Genomic DNA, 11,613 nt, shown 5'->3' with positions numbered 1-11,613 from the left:
AGCTCAGTTTTATTGGACAAGATTTCATGATGTTGGTCGCAAAAAATAACCTTGGTCAACCCATCCGCCGCCGAGTGAAGTTTGTTTCTGATATTCTGATGTCTAGCCTCATGATGCTGCTGTTCTTGCCGATATTTATTCTGTTTTCTTGGCTCATTGCGCGGGATGGTGGCCCGATTTTGTTCCGGCACCGGCGGGTCGGACGGGGGGGGCGGCTTTTCGATTGCTTGAAGTTCCGAACGATGGTGCCCAACGCCCAGCAGGTCTTGGAGACGCATTTGCAGGAGCATCCCGAGGATGCGGCCGAGTGGCAGGAGCATTTCAAGCTGCGCAATGACCCACGGGTGACGCCCATCGGGCGGTTTTTGCGGTCCACCAGCCTTGATGAACTTCCCCAACTGCTCAACGTGCTTCGGGGCGACATGAGCCTCGTCGGCCCCCGTCCCGTGACAGAAGAGGAATTACCCTACTACGGGCGGGACGTGATGTTTTACTTGGAAACCCGTCCGGGAATCACGGGCCTTTGGCAGGTTAGCGGTAGAAGCGACACGTCTTATGCCCAAAGAGTGATGTTCGATACTTGGTATGTTAAGAATTGGACCTTGTGGCACGATATTGCCATCCTGGCGAAGACAATTCCCGTTGTTTTCGCCAGAAAGGGTGCCGTATGAAGGGCGGCGGCGCTTTTTCTGCGCATCCTGTTCGAAGGGCAGCGTGCCCCAAGGAACCGGCGACACGCGGGAGAAGAAAGGCTGCGGCATGGTGGTAACGAGAACGCCCTTTCGAATATCGCTCTTCGGAGGGGGCACCGATTATCCGCTTTGGAGCCAACGCCACGGCGGCGCGGTTCTGGGTATGGCGATTGATAAATATTGTTATATTCGCCTGACGCCGATGCAGGACGCCACAAACGGGTATCACATAACCTATTCGCGTCAGGAGCAGGTCGAGACGATTGCAGCCATTCAGCACCCGGCGGTCCGTGCCATCTATGGGGAAGAGGGGGTTCTACCGGGCCTTGCGATGGTGCATGAATCCGATCTGCCGGCGCGGTCGGGCCTTGGCTCCAGCTCCTCTTTCGTCGTTGGGCTGCTGCATGCGGTGCGGGCTTTAGCGGGCGAGCGCCCCGACCGGCGGTGGTTGGCGCAAGAGGCGATTCGCATCGAGCAGCAGGTGATCCGGGAGAATGTGGGCAGCCAGGATCAGATTTGGGCCGCCTATGGGGGGCTCAATCATATCCGCTTTCATCCCTCGGGCGATTTCGAGGTGACGCCCCTATCGCTCAGTGCCGGGCGCCGGGAAGAGCTTTGCGCGTCGCTGCTGGTGGTTTCGACCGGCATGTTCCGCATCGCCTCGGAGATTGCCGGGCGGCAGATTGAAAATATCGACCAGCGCGAGGCACAGTTGCATGGGATTGCGGCGCTGGTGGATCAAGCCGCGGCCTGGTTGACCGACGAGCATCTGCCCGCCCATCGCCTCGGCGAACTCTTGCATCATTCTTGGATGCTGAAGCGGCAGTTGGCGCAAGGGGTCTCCAATTCCGTTATCGACGAGATCTATGCCGAAGCTATCGCAGGCGGTGCCAGCGGCGGAAAACTGCTCGGGGCGGGCAACGGCGGCTTTATGGTTTTTTTCATCGATCCTACGCGGCGCGCGGCGTTGGCGGCGCGCTTGTCCCGGCTGCGCAGCGTCGCCGTGGGAATTGATGATGCGGGAAGCGTAATTCTGCCGTAATGACGGGCGGCCAATCTGCGGATTGAAGGATGGATGGGTATGGACACTGCGGCTGTGAACGACCGGGAGACGATAGCCCGGCTTTATCGGGGCCTTGCCCGGATTCGCCGCGTCGAAGAACGGGTGGCGGACATCTACCCGACCGACAAGATTAAAAGCCCAATCCATCTCTCCATCGGTCAAGAAGCGGTTGCGGTGGGCATTTGCGATACGCTGCGGGCGGATGATATCGTCTCTGGCACCTATCGCGGCCACGCGACCTATCTCGCCAAGGGCGGCGATTTACCCGCGATGCTGGCCGAGATGTTCGGCAAGGTCGGCGGGTGTGCGCGGGGCAAGGGCGGCTCCATGCATCTCGTTGGGCTCGAGCAGGGGATTCTCGGGTGCTCCGCCGTGGTCGGCTCGAATGTGCCGGTCGCGGCTGGTTATTCCCTGGCGCTCAAACGCCGGGGGCGCGGGCAGGTGGTGGCGGTGTTCTACGGCGATGGTGCCAGCGAGGAAGGCGGCGTTTACGAAACGCTGAATTTCGCCGCCCTGCACAAGCTGCCGATTTTGTTCGTCTGCGAGAATAATTTCCTCGCAATTCACGAGCCCCTGACGCGGCGTTGGGCGGCGGATCAACTGACCGAGCGGGTGGCGACCTTCGGCATGCCTGCCCGCCGTATCGTCTCGGGCGATGTCTTCGAAATCCGCGCTGCGGCTGCCGAGTTGATCAATGGTATCCGCGCCGGGGCGGGCCCCGCTTTTCTGGAGTGCCATACCTATCGTTGGCGTGAACACGTCGGCCCGGCGGAGGATTACGCCGCCGGTTATCGTGCCCGCACCGATCTCGAGGCTTGGCAGCGTAAGGATCAAGTGGCGCGTCTCGCCGCGCTGCTCCCCGACGCGGCGCGACAGTCGATTGACGCTGAAATCGCGGTGGAGATCGACGCGGCCGTCCGCTATGCCGAAGAAAGCCCGTTTCCCGCGCTTGAGGAACTCTACGATCATGTCTTCGCCTAATCCCAATTCCCGCAGCCTGCGCTATGTGGACGCGCTGCGCGAGGCGGTGGCGCAGGAGATGCGGCGCGACCCCGAGGTTTTCGTCTTCGGTCTCGATGTCGATGACCATCGGGCGATCCAAGGATCGACCCAGGGCCTGCTGCAAGAGTTTGGGGCGGAGCGCTGCTTCACCACCCCCCTGTCGGAAGACGCGATGACGGGGGTTGCCATCGGCGCGGCGATGGCGGGGATGCGCCCCATCCATGTGCATATCCGCATGGATTTTCTCATGCTCTGCATGAACCAGCTCGTCAATATGGCGGCCAAAGCCCATTACATGTACGGCGGGTCGGTGAAGGTGCCGATGGTGGTGCGCTCGATGATCGGGAAATCCTGGGGGCAGGGCGCACAGCATTCCCAGGGGCTGCACGCGATGTTCATGCATGTGCCGGGCCTTAAAGTCGTTGCGCCCTCCAACGCCTACGACGCCAAGGGGTGCCTGATTGCCGCGATCCGTGACGATAATCCGGTCATCTTCATGGAACACCGTCTGCTGTACCCGACCGAGGCCCTCGTACCGGAAGCGCCGTACACGGTTCCTTTCGGCCAAGCTCGGCAGATGCTGCGCGGCGACGATATTACCATCGTCGGCATTTCCAATATGGCGATGGAATGCGTGCGGGCGGCTAGCCTGCTCAGCGATCTTGGTGTCTCGGTCGATCTGATCGATCCGGTGAGCCTGGTGCCGCTCGATATGGCAACGATCCTGGCGTCGGTTCGCCGTACCCGGCGGTTGCTGGTGGTCGATAACGCGTGGGTCTCGGCGGGGGCGGGGGCCGAAATTGTGGCCCAGGCTGGCGAGCATCTGGGGGGAGATGGGCCGCTGGCCTTACGCCGCTTGGGCTTTGCACCAACGACCTGCCCGACCACGCCCGCGCTGGAAGCGGCCTTTTATCCTAATCCAGTGAGCATCGCCCAGGCCGCGTACCGTATGGTCGGCGGCGATCCGGCGTGGGAGCCGGACCGGGAACAAGCGCAGCTTGCCTATCAGCAGGTTTTCAAGGGGCCGTTTTAGATGTTTTACGAACTTGCCGCCCCGAGCTGGGGCCAAGAAGAAGTCGATGCCCTCCAGCGGGTGATTACGTCCGGGCGCTTTACGATGGGCGCACAGGTTGCGGCCTTCGAGCAGGCGTTTGCCGAGTATTTCGGCATGCGGCACGCGGTGATGGTCAATTCCGGCTCCTCCGCCAATCTGGTGGGGATTGCGGCGCTCTGCTATCGGCAAGATCGGCCCTTGCAACGGGGCGATGAGGTGATCGTCCCCGCAATTTCCTGGGCGACGACCTATCATCCCCTCCAGCAATATGGCCTACGCCTGCGCTTCGTCGATGTTGAGCTGGACACGCTCAATATGGATGTCTCGAAGCTGGAAGCCGCGCTGACGCCGCGCACCCGCGCCATTCTGCCGGTTTCCATTCTCGGTAATCCAGCGGCGCTCGACGTGATCCGGGCCTTCGCCGATGCCCACGGCCTCTATGTCTTCGAGGACAATTGCGAGTCGATGGACGCCGAGTTAGGGGGCCGCAAGACCGGCACCTTCGGCGACCTCAATAGTTTCAGCTTCTTCTTCTCGCACCACATCTCGACGATGGAAGGCGGGATGCTGCTGACGGATGATACCGAGCTTGCGCACCTCAGCCGGTCGTTGCGCGCCCACGGCTGGACGCGCGATTTGCCAACCGATAGCCCCGTCTATCAGCGCCGGTCGGAGGATCATTTCGAAGCCTATCGCTTCATTCTGCCGGGCTATAACGTGCGCCCCTTGGAAATGTCCGGGGCGGTCGGTTTGGAGCAGTTGAAGAAACTGCCCGCCATGACTGCTGCGCGCCGCCGCAATCTCGCGCTCTTTCAGTCGCTTTTTGCGGGGGACGAGCGGTTCATCATCCAGCGTGAGAACGGCAAAAGCTCCAGCTTTAGCTTCACGATTATTCTCAATCCCGCTGCCAAGCTAGACCGGCGTAAAGTCTTTGCGGCCCTGGCCGAGGCCGATATTGGCTATCGCATTATCACCGGCGGTTGCTTCCTGCGCCATGATGTCATTCAATATTTTGATCACGACATCGTTGGTGGGATCGAGAATGCCAATCTGGCCCATGATTACGGCTTTTTCGTCGGCAATCATCCCTTCGACCTGACCCCGCAGATCGAACGTTTGCGCGACGTGCTCGATACTGTTTGCCGCTGAAGGTGTTTTGATGACCGAGACTTACTCTATTCTCCTAACGGGCGGCGCGGGGTATCTGGGCGCGGTCATGGTTCCGGCCCTGCTGGCCGCAGGCCACCGCGTGACGGTGCTGGATAATTTCCTGTTTAAGCAGAATTCCTTGGCGGCGGTCTGCGCCGATCCGGCGTTCGACGTGGTGCGCGGCGACGCGCGGGATGCAGCGATCCTGCGCCCGCTGGTGGCCCAGGCGGATATCGTCATTCCCTTGGCAGCGCTCGTCGGCGCGCCGATGTGCGATGCCGACCGTATCGCTGCCCAGAGCACGAATTTCGATGCCGTCCGCACGCTGCTGGATATGCTATCGCCGCAGCAGCGGGTGCTTATGCCTGTTACCAATTCGGGCTATGGCGTTGGCGAGCAGGGGCAGTTCTGCACCGAAGAGTCGCCGCTGAAACCCCTGTCGCTGTATGGGCGCAGCAAGGTCGCGGCGGAAGCCGCCGTTCTCGACCGGGGCAATGCCCTCAGCTTTCGCCTTGCGACCGTTTTCGGCATGTCCCCGCGCATGCGGATCGACCTGCTCGTCAATGATTTCGTTTATCGCGCGCTGTACGACCGGGCGATTATTCTGTTCGAGCCGCACTTTAAGCGGAACTTCATCCATATTCGTGACGTGGCCCGCGCCTTCCTGCACGGAATCGCGCAGTTCGAGACCCTGCGCGACCGGCCCTATAACCTTGGCCTGTCGGACGCCAACCTGTCGAAATGGGAGTTATGCGAGCGCATCCAGGCGCAGCTTCCCGATTTCGCCTTTCTCGAAGCGCCCATCGGCGAAGACCCCGACAAGCGTGATTATATCGTCTCCAACGCCCGCATCGAAGGCACCGGCTTCCAGCCCGCCTATGGTCTCGATGCCGGAATTGCCGAACTGATCAAAGGCTACCGGATGCTGCGCAATAGCCGTTACAGCAATGTCTGATCAGGCCGTTCTTCTCGTCGGTGGTCGGGGAACTCGGCTGGGGGCTTTGACGGCGGACACACCCAAGCCCCTGCTGCCGGTCGCCGGGCGGCCGTTTTTGTCCCACCTCGTCGAGCGGTTGGCGGGGTACGGGTTTTGCGAGCTTCTGTTGCTCACCGGCTATCTTGCGCCGGAGTTCGAAGCGTTTCAGGCCGACTGGGCGGGGCGGGGTGTCACCGTAACCTGCCGGGTGGAGGCGGACCCGGCGGGGACGGGCGGCGCATTGCATCTGGCCTTGCCCGATCTGGCCCCGGAGTTCCTGCTGCTGAACGGCGATTCCCTCTTTGCCATCGATCTTGCCGATTTCGCCGCGCCGCCGCTCCCGCCGGGAGTTGATGGTCGCCTGGCCTTACGGGCAATGCCGGTCGCGGACCGCTATGGCACCGTGCAGCTTGATCAGGGGCGTATTGTAGGATTTCAGCCACGCACGCCGGGGGCAGGGCCAGGGTTGATTAACGGGGGCGTCTATCGGCTTCGGCGGGACGCGGTGGCCCACCTAAGTTCCTTTCCGTGCTCCTTGGAAGCCGATTTTTTTCCCAAGCTGGCGGCGGCAGGACGGCTCGAAGGCCGGGTGTTCGACGGCTATTTCCTCGATATCGGTATCCCGGCGGATTTTGCGCGCGCCCAGGCCGATTTCGCTCCCGGCGGGCAGGCGGTAAACGGGAAAAGCACAAAAGAATGACGGAACACTTCGGTTTCAGGCCCGGTCGGCGGCCCCCTCCCGAAGCGGGTAGGCCGCTCTATACGCTGATTACTATCGTCCGCAATGCCGCCGCGACGGTCGAGCAAACCTTAAGCAGCGTCGCCCGGCAAACCTATCCAGCCATCGAATATATTGTTGTCGATGCGGGATCGACGGATGGGACCGTAGACATCCTGCGCCGCTACGAACATCTCATCAGCCATTGGTGCTCCGAACCAGACAAGGGCCATGCGGATGGTCAGAACAAGGGCGTCGCCATCGCCCAAGGCACATTTATCGGCTTCGTGTATGCCGACGATTGGCTTCCCGATGATTTTGTTGAGAAATCCGTCGCGGCACTAACGGCGAGTGACGCGGATTTCGTTTTTGGCGATATGGATTATCATACGGATGGCGCGTTTCTCTTCACCATTCCAGGCGATCCCGGCTATCGCAAGCGGATCACCTACCGTGCGCCCGTGATGAATTATCCGACCCTAACGGCGCATCGGCGGGTATTTGCGGGGGCCGGTCTGTTCAATCCCGCCTACAAGGTCGCGCCCGACTTTGAATGGCTGTTCCGGGTTGACCGGGCGGGGTTTATCGGGCGTCACGATTCGACCATCCGCTATAATTTCGCCTTGGGTGGAAATTCCAGCCAGCACGCGACGAGGTGCGTGCTGGAAGTGGTGCGTGCCTTACGCGGACTCGGCGCGAACCCTCTCCGGGTTTGGCCCTATGCGCTCGTGAAAATCGCCTTTCACGGGGTTGACGAGCGACTTAGACACTGGGTTTCCCCAGCGGTCTATGCCCGCATTCGCGCGGTCCGCAAGGCTATCAGCGGGTGAGAAACGGTGCGAGGCTGGGCAGGGGCGGCATGGTTTCGGGCATCAGGGCGAAATAGTTCACCGTGCCGTCGATGGGCTCGCGCACGCAGATGAACCGCCCCCCGGCGTCGGCAAGAATGAGATAGCCCAGCGCGTGGAGCGGTGTGAACAGGTCCGGCCAATCGTACCCCGCGCGCTTCAAATGCTGCGGCTCGCATTCAAAGAATATCCAGGGCCGGTGGCGGGCCAGAAACGCCGCCATTCCCGCGAGGGCCGCTGGCTCGTACCCTTCTATATCCATCTTTAGAAGCACGGGCGGGGCAAGGCGCACCGTTCCGTCCGAGATTAACCCGTCCAGGGATTTGAGGGTAATCGCGTGGGTAACGCTGCCGGTCGGCGGTGGGGTGCCGCCGAGAATGAAACCCAACCCACTGATGGGATTGCCGGTCGCGTCCTGGGGCACCGCCAGGGTCGCCTCTTTATCCCGTGCGGCGAGACCAATCGGGAGGAGGGTAATATCCGGCAGTCCCGCAAGGTTTCGGCGGGCGAGCGCAGAGGCGTCGGCATTGGGGTCGAACCCATAGAGCGGTACGCCCGCGCGGCGGTGGCGGGCCATGAACCAACTATAGCGACCAATATTCACCCCAGCATCCAGAAGGGTTCCCGCCTGCCCGGCGAGGGCGGCGAGAAGCTCTTGCGTTGCTGCCGGCTCATTCAGCCCAAAGCGACCCGTCCGGCGCAACAGGGCGTGATAAAATCCATGGGCATGAGCCTGACGGGTGCCTCCTTCGCCGAGGACTGCAAACAGGAGGCGCTTGGCGAGCATCCGAGTGGCTTTGATGATTGTAGCTGTCAGCACGGCTATTCTCCTGGTTTTCCCGTGAGCAGCCCGCGCAGGCTTTTTCCCCGGTCGCGCCAATCGAACTGGTCTTGGCAGGCCGCGTATGCGGCGCTTTGAAGGGCGTTCAACCCATCCAGAGCATCAATATCCCGGATAATTCCTTGAACCAGGGCGGGGAAATCGGCGAAGAGGCGCACCGATTGCCCCTCCACGAGCGGGACTTGGGTTATGGATCCGGCGATGCCGAAAACCGGGGAACGCTGGAAGACAGCGTTCAAAACCTTGTGTTTGAAGCCACCGCCGGTCCGTTCCGGCACAACGCTGATGCGCGCGCCTTGAAGATAGGGTTCCACCGCTGCCACCCGCCCGTGGATGGTGGCGTAGGGAAAGCGGTGCCGCCATTTGTCCAGCAGGTCCGTCGGACCGCTTCCAACAATGTCGATACCGATGCCATGATCGGCCAAGGGGCTTGCCGCCTCCAGAAATTCGATAAGGTTCTGTTGCTTGACGATCCAATCGAAACTGCCGACCACCACCACCCGGCGCGGCGTTTCGGCGGTTAAGGTGCGCTCCGCCAACTGCGGCCCATCGTAGCCGGGCACAAGGATCTGGTAGCGCTGCTGGGGAGCGTCCGTTTCGAAGAGGGCGAGGTCGGCGGCGGTATTGACGGTGACGCAATCGACTTCGGCCAATAGGCGGCGCTCCAAAGCGGCAATCCGCCCCCCATCGATGCGCTGGGCCAGACGCAAAGGTAGGGCAGCGCGGGAGTGCCGAGCGGCCATTTGGCGCACGCTGGCTTCGTGATTATGAGCGACGTAAACCAGCCTGGGGCGATCCCCCGTTCGTCGAAGTGTTGCCTTCAGGAGCGGCAAGGTCCAGCCCATGGTGACATAGTCGATCAACACGGCATCCCAATTTTGCCGCGCCAAGACAGACCGCAGTATCTGGCGCGGACCGGGGGCCGAGAAGCGTAAAGCGTGGCGCGGCAAGCGGGAAAAAGGATAGCGCGCCATTCGGCTTCCACTGCCGGGAGGGCAGGTGATCCACTCAACCCTGCGCGCTGAACCGTTGGGGAGGAGGGCGGGGAGGAGAGCGGCATCGCCCCCCCCCTCGTTGACGAATACGGTGATCTGGCAATCTTGGTCGGCGAGCGCCTCGATCAACCGGGCGGAATAAATCCGGTCGCCGGCGTGGGTCGGATACGGAAAGAAGCGGGTCAGCCACAAGTAACGCGGCCCTATTGCGTCAGATATCTGGGTCATCGGGGTGTGCGCGGTCCGATCATCGCCTGCCGTGCGGCTCTCCCCCGCTCAAGGCCAATGATTGCGGCTAAAACAAAATATGTCGGCTGAATAACCGTACCCGAGGTTAGAAGCATGACAATTACGACTAAGAATACTAATAAGTTGCTTCGGCTAGTGAAGTTTGAAACAAATATAAGTGATAGTAAGATTCCAAAGAAACCTAATTCTGCGATAAAATTTAAAATTAGAATATCGGACTTGTAGTAAGTGGCTTCAGATATGTCAATGAGTCTGTTCCAAATATTCGGATCAAAAACCGCATAATCTTGGTAGTTACCGAACCCGGTCCCAACCGGGAAGGTTTCGGTGATGACCTCTGCCGCGACAATGGTAGATTCAAGGCGCATTTCGCTCGACGGATCTCTCTGGTTCAGTACATCGCTAATCCGGCCACTGAAGACAAAGAGCAGCAAGAGCGCTAGCCCTCCCAAAAATCCAAGCCGTGTCAACAAGTTACCACGCTTTGAGATCAAGACTTGGTGGGCGATGAAAAAACTCGCCAGAACCAAGCCCACACCCGCGCCCGTGGCCGCAATCGCGAGTAGATAGAGGATCTGTGGCACCAACATGCGGTGGGGTCGAGTGATCAAGACCCCCAGATAGGAACTCGCCAAGGCGTACCCTGCCCACGAGGGTTCACGGTGCAGGCCGCTCGTGCGGTTAGCGGCGAAGCCTGTAAGGCTGTCAATATCCGAGATAAAGAGGCTGATATCGACGGTTGTCGCCCACCGAACAAACCACGCTGCAAGGGCATAAACGCAGATAACATAATGAATAGTCAATATTGCCTGGTCGAATTTAGGTCTAAGGACGGCCTCATTCGTTTTAAAAAAATCGGCAATGAATAATATTAGTGCAATCATTACCATTATTTGTGAATAACCTGCAATATAAATTTCTCCAACGGTGAAGAATTGGAAAAATAGCAATATTGCAGAGAATCCAAAAAATAATAATTGCTTAAGAAAAATGCTAAATGATATGTAGGTTTTTCGGAAAACAACTAAATACAAAACATAAGCAGCAATAACCGGTGCGATATAAACAATATATCCCGTTATTTCAGTTAAGCTTATCAGTAAATAGACAAGCCCGTCCGAATATCCGATCCAAAACCAAGCCAGGGCGTGTAGCACAGATCTAATGCTCCAGTGTGAGCCGCAACAGTTTATCGTGCCGCCAGGCAGCGGCCTCAGGCACCCCGAACAGGGTGCTGTCGAAGGTATAGCAGACAGGCTATCAAGACGCATACTTCTCCGGCGATGGTGGCCAAGGCCGCACCGGGGGCCTGGAAGTCGTGGGCCAGCAGCGCGCACAGGATCAGGCGAAGCGCCCCCGCGCCAAGATAGATATTCCGCAAGGCGGCGGTACGCCCCGCCGGGAGCAGCCATTGTACGCCGATCAGGCTGTTTATCGTCAACAGCACGGGCAGGGGGCTGAGTATTTTCAGAATGGGACCCGCCGCCGCTGCCGCCTCGCCGAGCAGCAGCGGCGCGATCCAGTCGGCGGAGAAGAACAGAGCGATGCTGCCGACTGCCGCGAGACCGCCGACCCGAAGGAGCGCCCAGCGGAACAGGGCTGCGGCGTTTTCCGCCGACTCGGCCATCAAGCGGCTCATCTGGGGAAACAGCGCGCTGCGAAACGATGATAAAAGGCTAGCGGCGGCGCGGGCCAGCTTTTCGGCGCCGACGAAAAGACCAACGCTGACCGGGTCGGCGACCGCGCCGAGCACCAGGGGTAAGAGGTAGTCGAACGAGCTACTGCCCAGATACAGGTAAAAAATATGTCGGCCGTCGCGAATAAGCGTTATGCCGCCCTTCAGGTGTTTTTTTTCCACGCGGGTCTGTTTTTTCACCATCCACCAGCCCGCACCGAGAATGCCTAACCAAGCAGCCCCTTGCGCGGCGAAATAAATCCAAGCGTCGTCCGGGCCGCTGATCCCGACGATCATAACGCCGACCGCCGCCAGCCGCAGGGCGATTGTTAGCCCCGTAATTTGGCGCGT

At 60.1% G+C, this 11,613-nt stretch carries 12 protein-coding genes; 8 read left to right on the top strand and 4 right to left on the bottom strand.

Translation table 11 applies throughout. From position 1 onward, the window contains the following. The 8 genes from ACIQ36_RS13470 to ACIQ36_RS13435 form a co-directional block, all read left to right on the top strand. Positions 1-671: sugar transferase (locus ACIQ36_RS13470; RefSeq protein WP_395830102.1), on the top strand; the 671-nt coding region annotated here is incomplete at its 5' end. A 43-nt stretch (positions 672-714) separates the two neighbouring features. After that, entirely contained in the window at positions 715-1,734 is a 1,020-nt protein-coding gene (locus tag ACIQ36_RS13465; protein WP_395830100.1) for a kinase, read from the top strand. Between the two features lie 39 nt (positions 1,735-1,773). Next, positions 1,774-2,736, top strand: a complete 963-nt coding sequence (locus tag ACIQ36_RS13460) for a thiamine pyrophosphate-dependent dehydrogenase E1 component subunit alpha (RefSeq protein ID WP_395830098.1) — start codon at positions 1,774-1,776, stop codon at positions 2,734-2,736. Beyond that, a complete protein-coding gene (locus ACIQ36_RS13455; RefSeq protein ID WP_395830096.1) occupies positions 2,723-3,790 on the top strand; it encodes an alpha-ketoacid dehydrogenase subunit beta in 1,068 nt (355 codons plus the stop codon). The genes ACIQ36_RS13460 and ACIQ36_RS13455 overlap by 14 nt, the downstream gene beginning before the upstream one ends. Then, on the top strand, positions 3,791-4,960 hold the full coding sequence (locus ACIQ36_RS13450) for a DegT/DnrJ/EryC1/StrS family aminotransferase (RefSeq protein ID WP_395830094.1): 1,170 nt from the start codon (positions 3,791-3,793) through the stop codon (positions 4,958-4,960). It abuts the gene before it with no gap. A 10-nt stretch (positions 4,961-4,970) separates the two neighbouring features. Further along, entirely contained in the window at positions 4,971-5,915 is a 945-nt protein-coding gene (locus ACIQ36_RS13445; protein WP_395830092.1) for an NAD-dependent epimerase/dehydratase family protein, read from the top strand. Beyond that, the gene (locus tag ACIQ36_RS13440; RefSeq protein WP_395830090.1) at positions 5,908-6,636 is read left to right on the top strand and encodes a nucleotidyltransferase family protein; all 729 of its coding nucleotides are present in this window, start codon (positions 5,908-5,910) and stop codon (positions 6,634-6,636) included. The genes ACIQ36_RS13445 and ACIQ36_RS13440 overlap by 8 nt, the downstream gene beginning before the upstream one ends. Continuing rightward, the gene (locus ACIQ36_RS13435; protein ID WP_395830088.1) at positions 6,633-7,484 is read left to right on the top strand and encodes a glycosyltransferase family 2 protein; all 852 of its coding nucleotides are present in this window, start codon (positions 6,633-6,635) and stop codon (positions 7,482-7,484) included. Before ACIQ36_RS13440 ends, ACIQ36_RS13435 begins: the two co-directional genes overlap by 4 nt. Here ACIQ36_RS13435 and ACIQ36_RS13430 read toward each other — a convergent pair. From ACIQ36_RS13430 to ACIQ36_RS13415, 4 genes are all read right to left on the bottom strand, one after another. Beyond that, entirely contained in the window at positions 7,474-8,322 is an 849-nt protein-coding gene (locus tag ACIQ36_RS13430) for an FkbM family methyltransferase (RefSeq protein WP_395830086.1), read from the bottom strand. The genes ACIQ36_RS13435 and ACIQ36_RS13430 overlap by 11 nt on opposite strands. A 2-nt stretch (positions 8,323-8,324) precedes the next feature. Continuing rightward, complete coding sequence (locus ACIQ36_RS13425) at positions 8,325-9,566, bottom strand: glycosyltransferase (RefSeq protein ID WP_395830084.1); 1,242 nt, start codon at positions 9,564-9,566, stop codon at positions 8,325-8,327. Then, complete coding sequence (locus tag ACIQ36_RS13420) at positions 9,563-10,744, bottom strand: hypothetical protein (protein ID WP_395830082.1); 1,182 nt, start codon at positions 10,742-10,744, stop codon at positions 9,563-9,565. Before ACIQ36_RS13420 ends, ACIQ36_RS13425 begins: the two co-directional genes overlap by 4 nt. A 56-nt stretch (positions 10,745-10,800) precedes the next feature. Next, on the bottom strand, positions 10,801-11,613 hold an 813-nt coding region (locus ACIQ36_RS13415), incomplete at its 5' end, for an oligosaccharide flippase family protein (RefSeq protein WP_395830080.1).

It is taken from the genome of Elstera sp. (assembly GCF_044372965.1).
Taxonomy (GTDB): Bacteria; Pseudomonadota; Alphaproteobacteria; order Elsterales; family Elsteraceae; genus Elstera.
The sequence above is the reverse complement of the archived record's forward strand: the minus strand, read 5'-3'. Positions and strand labels throughout refer to the sequence as shown.